Source organism: Streptococcus sanguinis (assembly GCF_001078705.1).
Taxonomy (GTDB): domain Bacteria; phylum Bacillota; class Bacilli; order Lactobacillales; family Streptococcaceae; genus Streptococcus; species Streptococcus sanguinis_D.
Window position 1 is genome coordinate 350,022 of sequence record NZ_CDMW01000001.1, and the last position, 20,102, is coordinate 370,123.

Below are 20,102 nucleotides of genomic sequence, written 5' to 3' on the forward strand. Positions count from 1 at the left end.
TATGACACTCATTGCAATTTTTTTGGCCGTCTTACTGGACTGGCTGATTGGCGACCCCTATAGCTGGCCTCATCCGGTCAAGTGGATGGGTTCCTATATTTATCTGTGTATGCGTTTGCAGGAGAAAAAGCAGTTTCCGCCCTATCTATTTGGCTTTTTCCTCTGGCTGACAACAGTTGGACTGGCGCTGGGAGTTAGCTACGGGCTGCTTTGGTTGGCTGGTTTGGTTCATCCTGTCCTCTACTGGATCGTCTGGATCTATCTGGCCTATGCCAGTCTGGCGACTAAGAGTCTAGCTTTTGAGGCCCAAAAAGTTTACCATACGCTCAAGTTTGGTACTTTGGAAGAAGCTAGAAAGCAAGTTGGCATGATTGTCGGCCGTGAAACTTCTCAGCTGACACCAGAGGAAATCAGCAAGGCGACGATTGAGACGGTGGCTGAAAATACTAGCGACGGGGTTATTGGACCGCTGCTCTGCCTCTTTCTAGGTGGCCCCATCTTAGCCATGACATACAAGGCCATCAATACCTTGGACTCCATGGTGGGCTATAAGACGGAGAAATACCGCAAAATTGGCTTGATATCTGCCAAGATGGACGATCTGGCCAATCTGATTCCTGCGCGTTTGACTTGGCTTTTCTTGATTCTCAGCAGTCAGATTTTACTGCTGGATTTCAAGGGGGCTCTGCGGATTGGTTGGCGGGATCGCTATCAGCATGCCAGTCCCAACAGTGCTTTTTCGGAGGCAGTTGTGGCTGGGGCTTTGGGCATTCAGCTGGGCGGACCGCATGTCTATCACGGAGAGCTGATCGAGAAGCCGACCATTGGAGAGGCTTCCAGATTGGTTGAGGCGGATGATATTCAGACGGCTATCTCTCTCCTTTATACAAGCACCATGACAGGTTTAATCTTGTTCACTCTTTTTTATTTAGTAAAGCAAGCATATTTCTAGGAGTATACTATGACATATATTCAAAACCCTTCCTCTATTGAGGAAAAGAGTTTTCAAATTATTCAGTCTATGATTACTGAAAAAGATCCTGATTATGTCTTCCATTCGGAAATGGAAGAATCCATTATTAAGAGGGCTATCCATACGACGGGAGATTTCGATTATCTCTATACTATGCGATTTGAGCATAATGTCCTTGAAAAAATAGAAGAGGTCATTAGAGCTAAGGGGACTATTCTCTTGGACTCTAATATCTCTCTCAATGGGATTAACAAGCGCGTGCTTGACCAGCTGGGTGTGAGCTACCGCTGTTTGATCAGCGATGAAGAAGTGGTTGCGCTGGCTAAGGAAAAGCAGATTACCAGAGCTATGGCGGCTGTTGAGATAGCTGCCAAGATTGAAGGTCCTAAAGTATTTGCCTTTGGTGGTGCTCCGACTGCCTTGTCTTATCTGATTGAGCTAGCAGAGCAGGGACTGGTAGAGCCAGACGCTGTGATTGGGGTTCCGGTCGGCTTTATCAATGTTGAAGAATCCAAAGAGGAGCTGCTTCAGTCAGGTCTTCCTGCCCTTGTCAATGTCGGCAGAAAAGGTGGCAGTACGATTGTTGTAGCCATTATCAATGCCATTATCTACCAGTTAAGAGAAGTCGTAACGGATGACTATGTCCGCTACTCTACACCATCCAGTAAAGAAGGAGGAAAGAACTAGATGTCCTATCTAAAAGCAGCGCACAAGATTGAAGAAGCTAGTTTCAGAAAAATTCAGGAAATTATTGACCAAGAGCATCCAGATATTCATTTTTCAGATCCTTTCGAGGAAGCGGTGCTCAAGCGCGTGGTCTTTACCAGTGCAGACTTTGACTACCTCTACAATATCAAGTTTTCCAATCAGGTTATTGAGAAAATCCTCTACGTCTTCCGAAACAAGGGTACGATTTTTACCGATACGACCATGGTCTTGGGTGGTTTTAATAAGAAATTGCTGGATGACCTAGGTGTTTCCTATCGCTGTCTGGTCAATGAGCCAGCAATCTTTAAGGAAGCTAAGGAAAAGGGAATTACTCGCTCCATGGCCGCTGTAGAATATTCGGCTAAAGTGGACGGTCCAAAGCTATTTGTCTTTGGGAATGCTCCAACGTCCATCTTTAAGGTTTTAGATATGGTCGAAGAGGGAAGCTTGCAGCCGGATGCGGTTGTCGGGGTTCCAGTTGGCTTTGTCGGAGCGGCAGAATCCAAGCTCAAACTGCATGAAAGTTCGGTGCCTTCTATCGCGGCACTGGGGCAAAAAGGCGGCAGTACTATCGCAGCAGCGGTCATCAATGCCATTCTCTACCAGCTCAAGCTAGGCACTACAGACTATGAGCGTTACAGTGTTTCAGATAAACAGCAGGCTCCGGAGAAAGGAGAGGGCTGATGATGGATGAATACGCTTATGTCAATGGAAAGAAATTAAGAAAAGGTTTTACGACTGGCACTTGTGCGACAGCGGCGACCGTTGCAGCCTTGAGCATGATCTTAAATCAGGAAAGAGAAGAAAAGGTTACTGTTCATACGGCTTCAGGTGTGGAAGTGACCATGGATGTTCACAATCCTTCCTTTGGACCAGAAGAAGCGACAGCGGCCATTGAAAAAGATGGCGGCGATGATGCGGATGCGACGCATGGCCTCTTGATCTATTCGACCGTGACTCTTTTACCAGATCAGACGGAAATCGAGATTGACGGCGGTCAGGGCGTCGGGCGCGTGACTGAGAAGGGGCTGGCCTGTGATGTCGGCATGGCAGCCATCAATCCGACTCCTAGACGGATGATTGAGCAGCATGTCCGCGAGATTATTGGTCCCAACTGTGGGGCGCGGGTTATCATTTCCGTTCCTGGCGGTGAAGAAACGGCCAAGCTGACCTACAATTCCAGATTAGGCATTGTCGGCGGCATTTCAATCTTGGGAACGACAGGGATTGTCAATCCTATGTCCGAGGATAGCTGGAAGGCGTCCATAACGATCGAGTTAACCATGCTCTATAATCAAGGACATCGTTCAGTCGTCTTGGTACCGGGGAACTATGGTGAGGATTTTGCGACCAACAGCATCGGTATTCCAGCTGGGCGCATTGTCAATATGAGTAACTTTGTCGGCCATGTCCTCAAAGAAGTTCAGCGGATTGGCTTTACCAAGGTTTTGATGATTGGCCACATGGGCAAGTTTGTCAAAGTGGCGGCTGGGATTTTCTCTACCCACAGTAAGGACTCGGATGCCCGTATGGAAACGCTGGTGGCTAATCTAGCCTTGATGGGGGCGCCCATGGAGCTGCTGGAAAAGGTTGACAAGTGCTTGACGACCGAGGCGGCTGGTACAGCCATTAAAGAATTTTCTTATGAGGGTGTCTATCAGGTCTTGGCGGATAAGATTAAGGCTAGAAGTGAGCGCCTGCTCCGCTATCGTAAGCCAGAAGTCAGTATTGAAGTGGTCGTCTTTGGGACTGAGGAAGGCTATTTGGCATCAACCCAGCCTTTAGAGCAGATAAAGGAGGAATGGATATGATTTATGTTATCGGAATTGGTCCGGGAGATCCGAGCTATGGTCTTCTGGGACAGGAAGCCTATTTTGAGAAGGCAGACCGTATTTTGGGCAGTGAACGCCATCTGGAAATTTTGCCGCCGGCTTATAAGGATAAGGGCTTGGTTCCTCCTAAAAAATTAGCCGCGCTGGCAGAATTGCTGGAGAGTTTTGGTGAGGATGAAGAAATTCTATATCTGGCCTCAGGCGATCCGCTGATTTACGGCTTGGGTAAGTGGCTGTCAGAGAAGTTCAAAGGGCGCGTGGTCATTTCACCGGGTATCAGCGCTATGCAGTATTTGGCAAGCAGGATTGCTCTGCCTATGAATGATGCTTATCTGACCAGCAGCCATGCTAAGGCGCCTAACTTTGACTTGATTATGAGTCTGTCAAAAGTCTTTATGGTGACCGATCAGAAAGTTGGCCCCTACGAGATTGCTCAAGAGGCTGTTAAAAGAGGCTTGGATAAAGTATTAGTTATCGGCGAGCAGCTGAGTTATGAAGATGAGCGCATTACTATTCTGCCTGCGAATGAGGTAGAAGACAGAGAATATGAAATGAATGTGGTGGTGGTATTAGATGAGGGATTCGGAATTTATCAGGGCTAAAGTCCCTATGACTAAGGAAGAAGTCAGAGCCATCAGTTTGGATAAGTTGGAGCTGCATCGGGCCAAGCGCATGCTGGATGTCGGCTCTGGCACTGGCAGTGTCACGATTCAGGCAGCCCGAACCTATCCAGAACTGGAAGTGGTGGCAGTGGAGCGAAATGAAGACGCGGTGGCCTTGACGCAGGAGAATATCCAGCACTTTGGCTGCCACAATGTCCGTCTCTATCAAGGACTGGCTCCGATTGAGCTGGAAGGCAGCTTTGATGCCATTTTTGTCGGAGGGACTGGGGGCAATATGCAGGAGATTTTCGACTGGTGTGCCGAACTCATGGAGCCGGGAGGTCGGCTGGTCTTGAACTTTATCCTGCTGGAAAACGCTCTGGAAGCGGCTCAAATAGCGGAGCAGATGGACTGGGAGGATCTAGAGATTGTCTCGGTTCAGGCTAGCCGCTGGACAGCTATAGGCAAGGGGCACTACTTCAAGCCTCAGAATCCGACTATTATCGTTTCCTGCAAGAAAAAAGAAAGAGAGGCTAATTGATGTCCAAAGTACATTTTGTTGGAGCTGGCCCAGGTGATGTGGAGCTGATTACGCTCAAAGGTTACAAGCAGCTGTCTGAGGCTGATGTGGTCATTTATACAGGCTCCTTGGTCAATCCAGACCTGCTCAACTACTGTAAGGAAGGAGCTGAGATTCACGACAGCGCCAGCATGCACTTGATGGAAATCATCGATGTCATGGAAGCTGGAGTCAAGGCTGGTAAAGATGTAGTCCGCCTGCAGACGGGAGATTTCTCCATTTATGGCTCCATTCGAGAGCAGATCGAAGAGATGAAGAAGCGGGGCATTGAGTTTGACTGTACGCCGGGCGTCAGCTCTTTTCTGGGAGCTGCTTCCAGTATCGGGGCAGAGTATACCGTGCCAGAGGTTTCTCAAAGCCTCATCATCACTCGGATGGCTGGCCGGACGCCTGTGCCAGATCGGGAATCCCTGAAAAGCTATGCACAGCACCGGACCTCTATGGCCATCTTCCTGTCCGTTCAAGGCATCGAAAAGGTTGTCAGCGAGCTGATCGAGGGTGGCTATCCTCCAGAAACGCCTGTGGCTGTCATTTACAAGGCGACTTGGCCGGATGAAAAGAAGGTCTTTGGCGATTTGACTAACATTGCTGAGAAAGTCAAGGAAGCTAAGATTAGAAAGACAGCTTTGATTTTGGTCGGTGACTTTTTAGGTCAGGAATTCTACTATTCTAAGCTCTACCATGCGGATTTTCAGCATGAGTTCAGACGGGGGAAAAGCAGCCATGCCAAGTAATTCTCAAGCCCGCTACGCAATCGCGACAGTGACAGCAGTCGGCAAGGACTTGGCACTAACTCTGCGAGAAAAGCTAGGCAAGGAAATCCCTATCTATACGACACCTCGATTGGCAGATGATAGAGTCATTGCCATCGAAGGACGAGTGATTGAGGCGCTTGGTCAGCTCTTTCAGGAAGTGGATGTCCTCATTTGTATCATGGCTATCGGGGCAGTTGTGCGAGCTATTGCACCAGTCTTGAAAGACAAGGCGACTGACCCAGCTGTGGTAGTCATGGATGAGAAAGCGACCAATGTCATCAGCCTGCTGAGCGGACATCTAGGCGGAGCCAATCAAGTGACGCTAGACATCGCAGAATTGCTCGGTTCCAATCCTGTTATCACGACAGCGACAGATGTGCAGAATGTAACAGCTCTGGACAATCTGGCTCAGTCGGTCAATGGCTGGCGGCCGGAATTAAGAGAGTTCATCAAACCTTTCAACAGCTATCTAGGCAGCGGCCGAACAGTCTATTTCTATCAGGAAAAGGACTGGGTCACAGACCTTCGCGGTTTGACTTTGGTGGATGAGGAGGAGCTGGCGGCTGTTCTCAAGGGAACGGAACCGCTGATTCTCCTGACTACAGAAAAAAAGGACATTCAAAGAGACAATCTGGCTCTCATCTATCCTCAACCCTATATCTTAGGAGTTGGTGCTAGAAAGGATGTGGCTCCTGCTGTCTTCCGAGAAGGCTTTGAGGAATTTTGTCAGCAGCAGGGGATTTCTGCCAGCGAGATTTCCAAAATCGTCAGCATTGATGTCAAGAAGGATGAAGCTGCTATTCTGGCCTTGGCTGAGGAATTGGGCTGTCCCTTTGAGACCTTTAGTAAGGAAGAACTGTCTGTCGTAGCAGACCGCTATCCTCAGTCAGAATTTGTCAAAAAGACAGTCGGAGTCGGCAGTGTCGCCTTGGCCAGCGCAGATCTGGCCAGTCAGGGTCAAGTCCTGACTGAGCGCTTTGCCAAGAACGGCTGTACCTATGCGCTTGCAAAAGCAATAACCAAAAAGTAAATCAAAATAAAAAGCAGACGGTCTTATGAACCAACTGCCCTTATAAAGTTTTATCATACCCATAAAGGAGAAAAAATATATGTTATACGTTATCGGATTAGGCCCAGGTAAAAAAGAATTGATGTCACAAGAAGCATTGGCTGCTATAGCCGATTGTGAAATTATCGTCGGCTACTCAACTTATATGCGGTTGATTCTTGATTTGGTCAAGGACAAGGAGCTCGTAGCGAATGGTATGCGCCAGGAAATCGACCGTTGCCAAAAGGCTATTGATTTGGCTAGAGAGACCGGCAAAAATGTTGGAGTTGTTTCCAGTGGAGATGCCGGAGTCTATGGTATGGCTGGCTTGATTTTAGAATTGCTGGGAGATGCCAGTGATGTAGAAGTTAAAGTGGTTCCAGGTATCACAGCTAGTCTGGGTGCTGCTGCAGTTATGGGTGCTCCCCTCATGAACGACTTCTGTCATATCAGTTTGAGTGACTTGATGACGCCTTGGGAAATGATTGAGAAGCGTCTGCATGCCGCAGCTCAAGGGGACTTTGTAGTCTGCCTCTACAACCCTCGGAGTAAGGGACGTCCAGACCATCTGACAAAAGCACTTTCTATCATGTCTGAGTACAAGTCAGAGGATACTATTGTCGGTATCGGTAAGGACATTGGCCGCAAGGATGAGGAAATTATCTTGACGACTATCAAAGACCTGGATGAGACTTTGGTAGATATGACGACAATCGTTATCGTTGGTAACAAAGAAACTTATGTTAAAAACGGACGCATGATCACACCTCGAGGATATACTTTATGATGAAATTACTGCTGGGAGGGACATCTGACAGCACCGCTATTTTAGAAGTGCTTGACCGATTAAAGATTGATGTGACCAGCTCTGTTGTCACAGACTACGGCCGGCACTTGGCTTCCAAGTTTGGCCAGCCGGTCATTCAAGGCCGGCTGACAGCTGAGGACATGGTTGACTTTATCAAAGAGAATAATGTGGATGAAATCATTGATGCAACCCATCCTTTTGCGGACATCGTTTCCAAGGAAGCCATTCGGGCGGCAGAGATGGCCGGTGTATCTTACCTGCGCTTTGAGCGTCAGGCTACCTTGGATTTGAGCGGGGCCATCGTGGTGCATTCGACCCAAGAAGCCATTGATGAGATTGCCAAGCGCGGCTACAAGACCGTCTATCTGGGTACGGGCAGCAAGACCTTGCCACTCTTTGTCAAGGGTCTGCCAGAGCAGCGGATTGTCGTTCGCGTTCTGCCGACTTCAGAGGTGCTTCTGGCCTGCGAAAGTCTGGGACTGGTAGCGGATCAGATTGATGCGATCAAAGCTCCATTTTCCAAAGAGTGTAATAAAGAGCTCTTGCTGCGCTCGGGAGCAGATGTCTTTGTTTCCAAGGAGAGCGGTACCGTCGGTGGTATTCGTGAAAAGATTGATGGCTGTCAAGAGCTGGGGATGGACTGCATTATCATCTCTCGGCCAATTGTGGCCTATCCGCAGATGGTTTCTAACTTAGAAGAGCTAGAGGCTTATCTGACAAAATAGCTAATAAAAGGAGAAAAAATGTCCGGTTTAGTAACATTACTGGGAGCAGGCCCAGGCGATGCGGAGCTGTTGACCCTCAAAGGTAAGAGACGGCTTCAAGAAGCAGATGTCTTGGTCTTTGACCGCTTGGTCAATCAGGAGCTCTTTCAGCATCTAAAGTCTGACTGCGAAAAGATAGATGTCGGCAAAAAGCCAGGCCAGCCCTGCATCCGACAGGAAGAGATTGAAAAGATTCTCATCGAAAAAGCCCGTCAGGGAAAGCGGGTAGTCCGCCTCAAGAGCGGTGATCCCTATATCTTTGGCCGAGGCGGAGAAGAAGGAGTCAAGCTGGTGGAAGCTGGTGTGGACTTTGAAGTGGTGCCAGGTATCACTTCTGCTGTGGCTGGTCTGACCTATGCAGGTATTCCTATGACTTATCGTGATGTAGCGACTAGCTTCCATGTCTTTACAGCCCATCTCAAGGATGAGACAGAAATGCTCAACTGGGAAGCAATTTCTGAGCTCAAAGGAACTTTAGTCTTCCTCATGGGCATGAAAAATCTGCCTTCCATCGTCCAAGAGCTGACGGCTAGAGGCTATGGCAAGGACAAGCCGGCCGCCATCGTTGAATGGGGAACCCATCCTCAGCAGCGTTCAGTGGATGGAACCTTGGGTAACATAGTAGAACTAGCAGAAGCTGCGGACTTTAAGGCACCGAGTGTCATCGTGGTAGGTGATGTCGTGGCCTATAGACAGCAGCTGAATTTCCATGAGAATCTGCCGCTTTTCGGCCGTAAAATCTTCATCCAGCAGTCAGAGACGGGCAGACTTCCTCGCTTGCTGAGGGATGCTGGAGCTGCACTGACTACTTTCCCTGCTCGAGATTTGGTTGAAGAGTTAGAGTTGCAGCTGCCGGATTTGGAGCAGGTAGACGGTCTCCTCTTTGCAGATATGCAGAGCTGGCCGCTCTTCTTGAAAGCTCTCCGCAAGGCAGGCAAAGACTTGCGCAGTCTGCCGCACATCCGCTTTGCAGCTATTGGTCATCATACGGCTAAGTCTATCGAAGTGAGCGGTATTGTGCTGGATCGGATGACACCTCAGCAGTCGGATGCGGATTTTGCAGCTGCTCTGGAAAAAGAAGGCGGCAACTGGTATATTCTGACAGCTGAGCATAAGAAAGCCAGTCTGGCAGAACTCTATTCGTTGCCAATTCTTGCTAGCCACAGGCTGGCCTTTAACAGTCAGATTAACAGTGACAATTGGTCAGAGATTGAAGTGGTCTGTCTTCCGAACTCAGCTGCGGCTATGAACTTTGTTGCAGCCAGTCAGGAAGCTGGATTTGACTGGACAGATGTCCCTATCGTTGTCATGGGTGCTAGTACGCGGGCTGTTTTAGAGGAAGCAGGCTTTAGCAATATTGTTGAGACAGATGAAGCGACTATCGCTTCCATCATTGATAAATGTCGGGAAATTCTCTGAAAGGATACAGGTCATGAGTAAAGCTATAGTAGTAGTCAGTTTCGGAACGACCTATCCCGAGACTAGACGCAAAACAATTGAGGCTTGTGAGCAGGCTATTCAGGAACATTTTCCAGACTATCCGGTCCACCGAGCTTTTACATCCAATGTCGTTAGACGGCGGATTAAGAAGCAGGAAGGACTAGATATTCCTACGGTCAAAGAGGTTTTGGATCAGCTCTTGGAAGAGGGCACTGAAGAGGTCTATATCCAGCCTCTCCATGTCATTTTGGGCAGCGAGTATGAAAAGATTCTCGCCCAAGCCAAAGAGTTTGAATCGGCTTTTAAAAAGCTGGTCGTTGCCAAGCCTCTGCTAAACAGTCAGGAAGACTATGAGGCTGTCAAGGATATTCTGCTGGAACGATATGGCCATGAAGGTCAGGATGCAGCAACAGTTCTGATGGGGCACGGCAGTCAGCATTATGCCTTTACAGCTTATGCGGCCTTGGATCATATGATGAAGGGAAGCTCAGTCTATATCGGTTGTGTAGAAAGCTATCCTCCGGTTGAGCTGATTGCCCAGGAACTAAAAGAAAAGGGTGTTCGAGAAGTTCATTTAGCACCTTTCATGCTGGTAGCAGGCGACCATGCGACTAATGATATGAGCTCGGATGAGGAAGGGTCTTGGTATCACTTCTTCAAGGAGCGGGGATATGAGGTTAAGGCCCATCTGGTTGGTCTGGGCGAATACCCTGAGGTTCAGCAGCTCTACATCCAGCATTTAGAAGAAATCATCGAATAGGAGGAAGGAATGGCAAAATTTTACGGAATTGGTGTGGGACCGGGTGATAGCGAGCTAGTGACTATCAAGGCTAGTCGGCTTTTGGAAGACTTAGATATTCTCTATACACCGGAAGCTAAGAAGGGAAGCAAGAGCTTTGCATTAGGTATTGCAGAGCCCTACCTGAAAGAGCATCTGGAAATCAAGCAGCGGCATTTCCCTATGGTTCGTTCCAATTCGACCAAAGAAGTCCAGTGGCAGGCCATCTCTGCTGAAATCGCAGAGGATGTCAAGACTGGCAAGAATGTCGGTTTTATCACACTGGGTGACCCCATGGTCTACAGCACTTACAGTTATCTGCTGGCCCTGCTGGAAAAGGAAATCGACTGTCAGACCATCCCTGGTATCACCTCTTTCTGTAGCATGGCTTCTGAGTTAGGTCAGCCCCTGACTATGGATGAGGAGTCTCTGGCGGTCATGCCGGCTACGGCTTCTGCTGAGAAGATTGAGGCGGCGCTTGAGCTGCATGACTCGATTGTGCTGATGAAAGTGGCCAATCATCTGGATACCGTCCTGCCCCTGCTAGAAAAGCTCGGTCTCTTGCAGCAGACTTTTATGGTTAGTAATTCTTCGACGGATAAGCAGCAGACCCTGCTGGGACTCGAAGGAATCACACCAGAAACCAAGCTGCCTTATTTTACCACTTTCCTCGTGAAAAAGAATATTTTTTAATATCAGAGCCCATGTTCGTGGATAAACATTCATCCTTTTGAGCTTAGGTTCTTAGTAAAGGAAAAAAACATGAAACTATTGAAAAATAAAAAAGTAACTTTTGTTGCCTTGCTGGCTATTTTAGCGGTACTGAGTACCCAGTCTGTGTCAGCTATGCATATCATGGAAGGCTATCTTCCACTCTTTTGGTGTATCTTCTGGTTCGCCGTTTTCCTGCCTTTCTTTGTCGTAGGGTTGATGCGCATCAAGAAAATCGTTGCAGAGGATCCAAATTCCAAGACCATGCTGGCCTTGTCCGGTGCCTTTATCTTTATCCTGTCTTCTTTGAAGATTCCCTCTGTTACAGGATCTAGCTCGCATCCGACCGGGGTTGGTCTGGGGACAGCTATGTTTGGTCCGTCCGTTATCAGCGTTTTGGGTACCATCTGCTTGCTCTTCCAAGCCCTCCTCTTGGCTCACGGCGGCTTGACAACTCTGGGTGCCAATGCCTTCTCAATGGCCGTGGTTGGTCCATTTGTCGGTTATTTTGTCTACAAATTTGCTAAATCGCTTAAGCTATCTACACCGGTTTCTATCTTTATCTGTGCTGTGATTGCGGACTTGGCGACCTATGCGACAACTTCTATCCAGCTCGGTTTGGTCTTCCCAGATGCTAACAGCGGTTTTGTTGGTTCTGCGATGAAATTCATGGGTGTCTTTTTGACCACTCAAATCCCGATTGCTATCGTAGAAGGATTGCTGACAGTTGTCCTCTATAACTTGATCTCAGAAAATATCAAAGAAAGAGCAGGTCTGTTCAAATGAAAAAATATAAGAATCTCATCTTGATCTTGGCTGCAGTAGCCATCACTCTTGCTGCCTTTGTCTTTGCCCCTAAGGGTGTGGAATACAGTGGAACAGATGACGCTGCTGAGCAGGCCATCAGCTCTATCCAAAAGGACTACGAGCCTTGGTTTTCACCGATTTTTGAGCCAGCTGGGCCAGAAGTAGAAAGTCTGCTCTTCACCCTGCAAGGCAGTATCGGAGCGGGTATCATCTTCTATGTCATTGGCTACCACAAAGGAAAAAAACAGGGCCAACAAAAGGAAAACTCTGAACATAAATAAAAGTCTTCAATAGTAAGAGCGAGCTCTGGTTCTTGATAGCGATTAAGCTTGTCTGGAACCGGAGTTGCTCTCTACTGTGGTATTGCAAAACATAGCTAGAAAGGAGAGTCTCCTCTTGTTTGCGATTGATAAATACGCCTATCAAAATCGGCTGAAAAATCTGCCGGTTGCTTATAAATTTGTCATTTATGTGCTCTTGTTAGCTGTCAGCTTTTCTGGTGTCAGGAGTCTGCAGCTCGGGCTCATTATCTTGGTGGCGCCTCTGACTTGCTATGTGGCTCGGCTTCCGTGGCTGCGCTATCTGAAGTGGTATCTGCATGCCAGTATCTTTATCCTGATTAGTCTCTTGACCTTTGTTTTGACCTATCAGAATAGTCAGGAACAGCTCTTGCTGGCCTTACCTTTAGGTCAGGGCTATCTGGGCATCAGCCAATCCTCTGTTCAACAGACCATTTTTATCCTTTTGCGCATCTATTCATCCTTGGTTTCGACTTATTTCTTTGTCCTGACAGTGCCTTTTGCGCAGATGCTGCGGCTTTTTAAAGCCATGCACGTCCCGCGGGTACTGCTAGACTTGATTGTCCTCATGTATCGCTTCATTTTCCTGGTCTTCTATGAGTTTGTGACCATTCGGGATACCTTGGACTTGAAATTCTCCTTTTACAATAAAAGGAAGCAACACCAGGCTTGGGGTAGATTAGCCAATACTCTCTTTGTCAAACTGCTGGATGATAATCAGCATTTAAATGAGGTGCTGACGCTAAGATTTGATGCAGAGCACAGTGAATAATGGAAGCGCATTTACAAGAAGACTGCTTTTATACTATAATGGAAAGTAGATAGGAAACTCAGATGTTACAAGTAAAGAATATTTCCTTTGCCTATGACGAAAATCCAACGCTGCACAATATTTCTATGGACTTCGAAGAGGGCCGGATTACAGGTATTTTGGGCGTTAACGGCTCAGGTAAGTCTACCATCATGAAAATCATCACCCGCCTGCTCAAACCGCAGAAGGGGAGTCTTTTATATGATGGTCAGCCTGTGGGCGATTCTAAGAAGGCCTTGTTCCAGTATCGGCAGCATGTCAATATGGTCTTTCAGAATCCAGAGCAGCAGCTCTTTTATACCATTGTGAAGGACGATATTGGCATGGCCTTGGAAAACTTAGGCTATGAAGAAGACGAGATTGCAAGCAGAGTAGCGACGGCTTTAGAGATGATGGACATTTCCCATCTGCAGGACAGACCCTTGCAGTATCTGAGCTATGGCCAGAAAAAACGGGTGGCTATTGCCGGTATGCTGGCCCTGCAGCCCAAGTATCTGCTGCTTGATGAGCCTACTGCAGGACTGGATCCAAAAGGGCGGGATCAGATGGCAGCGACTATGAAAAAGCTAGTTCAGGCTGGGACCAACATCATCGTATCCAGCCATGACATGGATCTGATGTATGACTGCTGTGACTATGCCTATCTGCTGCAGAAGGGGCATTTGATTGCGGAGGGCAGCAAGTTTGATTTCTTCCAGCAGGGAGATCTGCTAGTAGAGGCAGGCCTAGCTGTACCTTGGATTGTCAAGCTTCATCAGACTATCCAGACGCCACTGGCAGAAAATGAAGCTGCTTTCTTTGAGCAGCTAGGAGGAAATGTAAAATGGTCAAATCATTGATGGTACAGGGAACTGCCTCAGATGCTGGAAAGAGCATTATTGCGGCGGGGCTCTGCCGGATTTTTAAGCAGGATGGCCTAGAAGTGGTGCCTTTTAAGTCGCAGAATATGGCGCTCAATTCCTTTATCACCAAAAAAGGAGATGAAATGGGCCGGGCTCAGGTCGTTCAGGCTGAGGCAGCTGGCAAAGAGCCGGATGTCCGCATGAATCCAGTCCTGCTCAAGCCCACGTCTGACCGCAAGTCTCAGGTCGTTTTTCTAGGTCGGGTACTGCGGGATATGGATGCCGTCGAATACCACGAATACAAGCAGCAACTCCTGCCTAAGATTAAGGAAGTCTATGAGGAGTTGGGTGCTGAAAATGATATCATCGTCATCGAGGGTGCTGGCAGTCCAGCTGAAATCAATCTCAATGACCGAGACATTGTCAATATGGGCATGGCCAAGCTGGTCGATGCGCCAGTGATTTTAGTGGCCGATATTGATAAGGGAGGCGTCTTTGCCTCTATCTACGGAACGATTGAGCTCATGCCGCCTGAGGACCGCAAGCGGATCAAGGGTGTTATTATCAATAAATTCCGCGGCGATGTGGCCTTGCTGCAGTCTGGTATTGACATGATTGAGGAGCTGACTCAGGTGCCAGTTATCGGAGTCGTGCCTTATGCCCAGCTGGATATTGACAGCGAAGACAGCGTCGCATTGGTGCAGAAAAGCCGGCGCTTTGATAGCAGAAAGAGTCTGGATATCGCAGTTGTCAGCCTCAAGCGCCTGTCCAACTTTACGGATTTTCATAGTCTAGAAATCCAGCCGGATGTTTCTGTCCGCTATGTCCAGCCTGGTGATGCGATTGGTCGGCCGGATCTCTTGATTCTACCGGGCAGTAAAAACACCATCGAAGACATGAACTATCTGAGAGAGTCTGGTCTTGAAGCCGAGATTCTCGAGTGTTTGGAGCAGGGCGTGCGAATCTTTGGTATCTGTGGCGGCTATCAGCTGCTGGGGCAGAAGATTAGTGACCCGCTGCACCTAGAGTCCGACTTAGAAGAGATTAGCGGTCTAGGTATTTTAGAGACAGAGACGGTGCTTCAGCCGGTCAAGAGGACGACTCAGGTCAGAGCCCTGCATGAGGGGCAAGAGCTAGAGGGTTACGAGATTCACATGGGGGAAACCCAGCTGGCGGATAGTCTGGAGCCATTTTCCATCATCAAGGAGCAAAATGGTGAAGCGACTGAACGTCTAGATGGAGCAGTAGCTTATGATGGCCAGGTCCAAGGAACCTATCTGCATGGGGTCTTTGACAATCTAGAATGGACTCGTCAATATCTGAATGAACTTCGTCTGGCTAAGGGCTTAGAGCCGCTAGAGGACCAGCTTATCAGTATCAAAGACTTTAAAGACAGGGAGTATGATAAGTTAGCAGACGTCCTGCGCCAGTCTTTGGACATGGAGCAAATTTATCAAATCATCAACAGAGAAGAAAAATGAGAATTTATACGAAATACGGAGACAAGGGCTTTACACGGCTCTACGGTGGGGATCGAGTATCCAAGACTCATATTCGGGTCGAAGCTTATGGAACGATGGATGAGCTATGCTCTCATCTAGGCTATGTCGTATCTGAGATGCGCGACTATCCCATCTTGGATGACCTGCGTCTGGAATGCGAGGAAATCCAGCAGCATCTATTTGACTGTGGCAGCGACTTGGCGACACCGAGGGAATTGCGCCCCTACAAGCAAGAGCCAGCCAATGTCAGCTGGCTGGAGGAGCGGATGGATGAATATATGCATATTCCTCCGAAAATCGACCGCTTTATCATTCCGGGCGGCCATCGGATTGCCAGTCTCCTGCATGTGGCCCGTACCATGACCAGACGTCTGGAGCGCCGTATGGTAGCTGTTATAGAGGCAGAAGAAGCAGTCAATGAGATCGGCTTGATCTATATCAACCGCCTGTCGGATTACTTTTTTGTGCTGGCTCGCTTGGTCAATGACCGTCTAGAGGAGCCGGATACAGTCTACAAACGCAGCGCGAAAATCTTTCGGGAAAAGAAATAGGAGAAGCTAGCATGTATCCAGTCATGATTAATATCAGAGAGAAGAAAGTCGTGGTAGTGGGAGGCGGCAAGGTCGCAGCGCGGAAGATTAAGACCCTGTTGGCTGAGCAGGCTGCTGTGACAGTGGTCAGTCCGACTCTGCATGCTGACATTCCGCAGGCGGAGGTCCAATGGCTAGCTAGACCCTATCAGACAGGCGATTTGAAAGGCGCGAAGCTAGTCTTTGCCTGTACCGATCAGGAGGAAGTCAACCGTCAGATTATGGAGGAGGCGGCACCCAGTCAGCTGGTGAACAATACGGGCGACAAGACCTTCTCTGACTTTTATAATGTAGCCATTGCGCGAAAGAAGGACGTATCTGTCATGATCTCGACCAATGGTCTCTCGCCTAGTCGCTCCAAGGAGATTCGCAAGAAGATAGAAGCAATTTTAGACCAACTTTAAAAGAAGGAAAGAAGCATGCACCTATTATATGTGGGTTTGACCCATCGGGAAACACCGCTGCCAATTTTGGAAAAAGCGCATTTTTCAGATCAGGAGGGGCTCAAAGCTCTGAAGCTCCTGAAAAGAGAAAAAAGTATCTTGGAAAATATCATCCTGTCCACCTGCAATCGGACCGAGCTCTATCTAGTGGTGGACCAGCTGCACACTGGCCGCTACTATTCCAAGCATTTTTTGGCAGACTGGTTTCAAATTCCTGTCAAGGAGCTGGAAGAGTATTTAGTCTTTCGTGAAGGGGATGAGGCCTTGCGGCATCTGCTGCGGGTCTCTATCGGATTGGAATCCAAGATTGTCGGTGAAAGTCAGGTCTTGGGCCAGCTCAAGCAGGCTTTTCTGACAGCGCAAGATGCTGGTACGACTGGAATTGTCCTCAATCAGGCTTTCAAGCAGGCGCTGACCTTTGCCAAGCGCATGCATGATTCTTATCGAATCAATGACCGTCCTATTTCTATCGGCCTGACTGCCATCCAAGAATTGGACCGATTGGGGCTGGATTACAGCACTAAAAAGGTAGTTGTCATAGGTCTGGGAGAGATTGGTCAGCTGGTGACTAAGTATGCACTCCAGCGTCCATTCGACTCCGTCATGCTGCTCAATCGGACAGTCAGCAAGGCCCAGCCTTTTCTGACAGAGGACAGGGTGTCTGCCCATGGCTGGGATGAATTGGAAGCGGTGCTGGCGGATGCAGATGTGGTTTTTTCGGCGGTTAAAACGGAAGAATACATTATCTTTTCCTCCCTGCTTAAGGCGGGTGCGGTCGTGTTTGACCTTTGTCTGCCTCGTTCCTGCCATCCGAGCCCATCTATGAAGCTCTATAATATCGAAAATCTGACCAATCAACTGGAGCAATATAAGGCAGAACGGCAGGAGATTGCCGGTCGGATTGCTTTGGAGATTGATGAGGAGCTGGTCAAGTTTGCTGACTGGCGTCAGCAGCTGGGCATTATTCCTCTGATTCAGGAAATCAGGGATAAGGCTTTGGAAGCTCAAGCTTCGGCTATGGAAAGCCTTAATCGCAAGATTCCAGATTTGACCGAGCGGGAGCAGAAGCAGATTTCCAAGCACATGAAGAGTATTATCAACCAAGTCTTGAAGGAGCCAATCTTGCAGCTCAAAGAGCTGTCAGTCGGAGAGCATTCAGACTATGACATTGCCTTGATTGCCAAGATATTTGGCTTGCACAGAGAAAGGGGAAAAGATGAAGGTCATTAAGGTAGGAACCCGCAAGAGTAAGCTGGCCATGACCCAGACCCAGCAGTTAGTGGACCAGCTCAAGGAGCTCCATCCAGAGCGGGACTTTGTCCTCGTTCCCTATACCACGAAAGGCGATCGTCTGACCCATGTCAGCCTCCAGGAAATTGGCGGTAAGGGAGTCTTTGTCAAGGAAATCGAACGAGCCCTCTTGGCTGGTGAGATTGATATGGCGGTTCACAGTCTCAAGGACATGCCAGCTAAGCTAGCTGAGGGCTGTGCGCTCGGTGCGATTAGTCGGCGAGAAGATGTTCGGGACTGCTTGATTTTCCGTCAAGCTGGCCAGACGCTGGCGGACCTGCCTAAGGGCGCTCTGATAGGAACCAGCAGCATTCGCCGACAGGTTCAGCTGCAGGCTCAGAGGACGGATTTGACGTTCAAGCCACTGAGGGGCAACATTGATACCCGTATCAAGAAGCTGGAAGAAGGTGAATACGACGCGATTGTCTTGGCTATGGCCGGTCTTAAACGCTTGGGCTGGCTGGACCAAAGCCGTCTTCACATTCAGCCTTTAGAGACCAGTCTTTGTCTGCCGGCTATTTCTCAGGGCGCTTTGGCGGTGGAATGCCGGGAAGAGGATGAGGAACTGCGGCAACTGTTGGCAACTGTTCAGGATGAGAAGACAGCTGCTGAAGTGGCAGTTGAGCGGGCAGTTTTGGCTCAGATGAATGCGGACTGCACCTTCCCTATCGCTGCTTTTGCCCAGAAAAGCGGTCAGGGCTATCAGCTAGAGGCCATGCTAGCCAAGGAGGATGGCCAATGTGTCTTTGTCAGCCTTCAAGGTCAGGATGGTCAGGAATTGGCAGAGCAGGCTGTGCGCCAGTTAGCCGATAAGGGAGCAGTAGGAATGCCATGGTTAAAAAAATAATCTTTACCAGAGAGCAGGCGCCAGATTCAGCCTGGCTAGCAGAAATCAGACGGGCTGGATTTGAGACGCATCATGTCCCTCTCATCCGCTGTCAGTCTCTGCCCTTGCCAGAAGCTATCCAAGCAGTTCTACCAGAAGCCGACTGGGTCTTTTTTACCAGCGCTGTCGCAGTAGAGGCTTTCAGTCCCTATCTGAAAGCGGACTTCCAGATTGCGACCATTGGGCCGCAGACCAGTCAGGCGCTGGACAAACTAGGCCGAGACTGTGATTTTCAGGCCATCAGCCACTATGGTCTTGACTTTATTCAGGAGTGGCTGGATTTGGCTCTGCCAACGCAGAAGATTTTGCTGCCCCAAAGCAGCTTGTCCAATCCCAGTCTGGCTGAGAAGTTAAAAGAAGCAGGTCATGAGGTCTGGGCTTGGCCTATGTATAAAACGACCTCAAATCCTGCTGGTCAGGACCAGCTCGAGATCTATCTGTCCCAGGAGGATGTGATTTGGACCTTTGCCAGTCCATCGGCTTGGCAGAGTTTTTGTGCTATTAAGCCCCATCTAGCATCCAGTCATCAGATTGCAGTGATTGGCCAGACAACGGCTCAGGCAGTGAGGGAATCGGGCTATGGGGTAGACTACCAGCCCCAGAGTCCTTCTGTTGAGGAAATGGTCAAGGAAATAATCAAGAAAGAAGAGAAGAAGCATGGAATTTTATAGACATCGCAGGCTGAGAAGAAGCAGCGGTCTGCGGCAGCTGGTTAGAGAAACAAATCTGTCTGTGGATGATTTTATCCAACCCTTGTTTGTCAAGGAAGGCTTGACTGAAAAGCAAGAAGTAGCCTCCATGCCGGGAGTTTATCAGTTCTCCCTCGAGGATTTGCTGCCAGAAGTTCAGGAATGTGTGGACTTGGGCATTCGGGCTTTTATCGTCTTTGGCATTCCGTCAGAAAAGGACGAAATAGGCAGTCAGGCTTCAGCTGAAAATGGCATTGTGCAGGAAGCTATCCGTCTGATCAAGAAGCATTTCCCTGAGACGGTCGTCATTGCAGACACCTGTCTCTGTGAGTTTACCAGTCACGGGCATTGCGGTATTTTGCGAGGGGAGGAAGTGGACAATAATCTGTCTCTGACTAGACTGACAGAAGTCGCTGTCAGCCAAGCCAGGGCTGGAGCAGATGTTATTGCGCCTTCCAATGCCATGGACGGTTTTGTGGCGGCTATCCGTCAGGGGCTTGATGCGGCGGGCTTTGAAGACATTCCCATCATGTCCTATGCGATTAAGTTTGCCTCTAGCTTTTATGGACCTTTCCGAGATGCAGGTGAGAGTGCTCCGGCCTTTGGCGACCGCAAGACCTATCAGATGGATCCGGCCAATCGCTTGGAAGCTCTTAGAGAAGCTAAGAGTGATGAGGAGCAGGGAGCAGACTTTCTCATGGTTAAGCCGGCTCTGGCCTTTCTGGATATCCTTAGAGAGCTGCGCCAGGAAACCCAGCTGCCTCTGGTGATCTATAATGTCAGCGGTGAATACGCCATGGTCAAGGCAGCAGCTCAGCAGGGCTGGATCAATGAAAAAGCCATTGTCATGGAAACTTTGACCAGTATGAAGCGGGCTGGTGCAGACTTGATTATCACTTATTTTGCCAAGGATGCGGCCAGCTATCTGAGAGAAGGATAGAGAC

24 protein-coding genes are annotated in these 20,102 nt (G+C 48.8%); all 24 read left to right on the forward strand.

Features of this window, described 5'->3' with window-relative positions; genetic code table 11:
* Position 1 precedes the first annotated feature (1 nt).
* A complete protein-coding gene (gene cbiB, locus SSV_RS01880; RefSeq protein WP_072073455.1) occupies positions 2–952 on the forward strand; it encodes an adenosylcobinamide-phosphate synthase CbiB in 951 nt (316 codons plus the stop codon).
* A 9-nt stretch (positions 953–961) separates the two neighbouring features.
* Positions 962–1,660: a cobalt-precorrin-8 methylmutase gene (locus SSV_RS01885; protein ID WP_072073456.1), complete on the forward strand. Its 699-nt coding sequence runs from the start codon at positions 962–964 to the stop codon at positions 1,658–1,660.
* A complete protein-coding gene (locus SSV_RS01890) occupies positions 1,661–2,365 on the forward strand; it encodes a cobalt-precorrin-8 methylmutase (RefSeq protein ID WP_072073457.1) in 705 nt (234 codons plus the stop codon).
* The gene (gene cbiD, locus SSV_RS01895) at positions 2,365–3,492 is read left to right on the forward strand and encodes a cobalt-precorrin-5B (C(1))-methyltransferase CbiD (RefSeq protein ID WP_072073458.1); all 1,128 of its coding nucleotides are present in this window, start codon (positions 2,365–2,367) and stop codon (positions 3,490–3,492) included. The genes SSV_RS01890 and cbiD overlap by 1 nt, the downstream gene beginning before the upstream one ends.
* Entirely contained in the window at positions 3,483–4,115 is a 633-nt protein-coding gene (locus SSV_RS01900) for a cobalt-precorrin-7 (C(5))-methyltransferase (protein WP_002919597.1), read from the forward strand. The genes cbiD and SSV_RS01900 overlap by 10 nt, the downstream gene beginning before the upstream one ends.
* Positions 4,087–4,656 carry a decarboxylating cobalt-precorrin-6B (C(15))-methyltransferase gene (locus SSV_RS01905; RefSeq protein ID WP_072073459.1) on the forward strand — a complete coding sequence of 190 codons (570 nt, stop codon included), beginning with the start codon at positions 4,087–4,089 and terminating at the stop codon, positions 4,654–4,656. Before SSV_RS01900 ends, SSV_RS01905 begins: the two co-directional genes overlap by 29 nt.
* Complete coding sequence (locus tag SSV_RS01910; RefSeq protein WP_072073460.1) at positions 4,656–5,429, forward strand: cobalt-precorrin-4 methyltransferase; 774 nt, start codon at positions 4,656–4,658, stop codon at positions 5,427–5,429. Before SSV_RS01905 ends, SSV_RS01910 begins: the two co-directional genes overlap by 1 nt.
* A complete protein-coding gene (cbiG, locus tag SSV_RS01915; RefSeq protein WP_176693529.1) occupies positions 5,419–6,480 on the forward strand; it encodes a cobalt-precorrin 5A hydrolase in 1,062 nt (353 codons plus the stop codon). Before SSV_RS01910 ends, cbiG begins: the two co-directional genes overlap by 11 nt.
* A gap of 79 nt (positions 6,481–6,559) precedes the next feature.
* Entirely contained in the window at positions 6,560–7,285 is a 726-nt protein-coding gene (cobJ, locus tag SSV_RS01920) for a precorrin-3B C(17)-methyltransferase (protein WP_004188179.1), read from the forward strand.
* Positions 7,282–8,031: a precorrin-6A reductase gene (cobK, locus tag SSV_RS01925; RefSeq protein ID WP_072073462.1), complete on the forward strand. Its 750-nt coding sequence runs from the start codon at positions 7,282–7,284 to the stop codon at positions 8,029–8,031. The genes cobJ and cobK overlap by 4 nt, the downstream gene beginning before the upstream one ends.
* 18 nt (positions 8,032–8,049) lie before the next feature.
* Complete coding sequence (gene cobA / locus SSV_RS01930; protein WP_072073463.1) at positions 8,050–9,489, forward strand: uroporphyrinogen-III C-methyltransferase; 1,440 nt, start codon at positions 8,050–8,052, stop codon at positions 9,487–9,489.
* A gap of 13 nt (positions 9,490–9,502) precedes the next feature.
* Complete coding sequence (locus tag SSV_RS01935) at positions 9,503–10,270, forward strand: sirohydrochlorin cobaltochelatase (protein WP_072073464.1); 768 nt, start codon at positions 9,503–9,505, stop codon at positions 10,268–10,270.
* A gap of 9 nt (positions 10,271–10,279) precedes the next feature.
* Positions 10,280–10,981, forward strand: a complete 702-nt coding sequence (locus SSV_RS01940; protein ID WP_072073465.1) for a cobalt-factor II C(20)-methyltransferase — start codon at positions 10,280–10,282, stop codon at positions 10,979–10,981.
* 69 nt (positions 10,982–11,050) lie between these two features.
* Entirely contained in the window at positions 11,051–11,785 is a 735-nt protein-coding gene (locus SSV_RS01945; RefSeq protein ID WP_176693530.1) for an energy-coupling factor ABC transporter permease, read from the forward strand.
* Positions 11,782–12,087, forward strand: a complete 306-nt coding sequence (locus SSV_RS01950; RefSeq protein WP_072073467.1) for an energy-coupling factor ABC transporter substrate-binding protein — start codon at positions 11,782–11,784, stop codon at positions 12,085–12,087. The genes SSV_RS01945 and SSV_RS01950 overlap by 4 nt, the downstream gene beginning before the upstream one ends.
* 115 nt (positions 12,088–12,202) lie before the next feature.
* Entirely contained in the window at positions 12,203–12,877 is a 675-nt protein-coding gene (locus tag SSV_RS01955) for a CbiQ family ECF transporter T component (protein WP_072073468.1), read from the forward strand.
* 62 nt (positions 12,878–12,939) lie between these two features.
* A complete protein-coding gene (locus tag SSV_RS01960) occupies positions 12,940–13,755 on the forward strand; it encodes an energy-coupling factor ABC transporter ATP-binding protein (RefSeq protein ID WP_072073469.1) in 816 nt (271 codons plus the stop codon).
* A complete protein-coding gene (locus tag SSV_RS01965) occupies positions 13,740–15,239 on the forward strand; it encodes a cobyric acid synthase (protein ID WP_072073470.1) in 1,500 nt (499 codons plus the stop codon). The genes SSV_RS01960 and SSV_RS01965 overlap by 16 nt, the downstream gene beginning before the upstream one ends.
* Positions 15,236–15,811 (forward strand): cob(I)yrinic acid a,c-diamide adenosyltransferase, encoded by a 576-nt coding sequence (locus SSV_RS01970; RefSeq protein WP_002898252.1) that lies wholly within the window; start codon positions 15,236–15,238, stop codon positions 15,809–15,811. The genes SSV_RS01965 and SSV_RS01970 overlap by 4 nt, the downstream gene beginning before the upstream one ends.
* An 11-nt stretch (positions 15,812–15,822) precedes the next feature.
* Complete coding sequence (locus SSV_RS01975; protein ID WP_072073471.1) at positions 15,823–16,254, forward strand: precorrin-2 dehydrogenase/sirohydrochlorin ferrochelatase family protein; 432 nt, start codon at positions 15,823–15,825, stop codon at positions 16,252–16,254.
* A 15-nt stretch (positions 16,255–16,269) separates the two neighbouring features.
* Complete coding sequence (gene hemA / locus SSV_RS01980) at positions 16,270–17,523, forward strand: glutamyl-tRNA reductase (RefSeq protein WP_072073472.1); 1,254 nt, start codon at positions 16,270–16,272, stop codon at positions 17,521–17,523.
* Positions 17,510–18,430, forward strand: a complete 921-nt coding sequence (gene hemC / locus SSV_RS01985; RefSeq protein ID WP_072073473.1) for a hydroxymethylbilane synthase — start codon at positions 17,510–17,512, stop codon at positions 18,428–18,430. The genes hemA and hemC overlap by 14 nt, the downstream gene beginning before the upstream one ends.
* A complete protein-coding gene (locus SSV_RS01990; RefSeq protein ID WP_072073474.1) occupies positions 18,415–19,140 on the forward strand; it encodes a uroporphyrinogen-III synthase in 726 nt (241 codons plus the stop codon). Before hemC ends, SSV_RS01990 begins: the two co-directional genes overlap by 16 nt.
* Entirely contained in the window at positions 19,127–20,098 is a 972-nt protein-coding gene (gene hemB / locus SSV_RS01995; protein ID WP_072073475.1) for a porphobilinogen synthase, read from the forward strand. The genes SSV_RS01990 and hemB overlap by 14 nt, the downstream gene beginning before the upstream one ends.
* Positions 20,099–20,102: the final 4 nt, after the last annotated feature.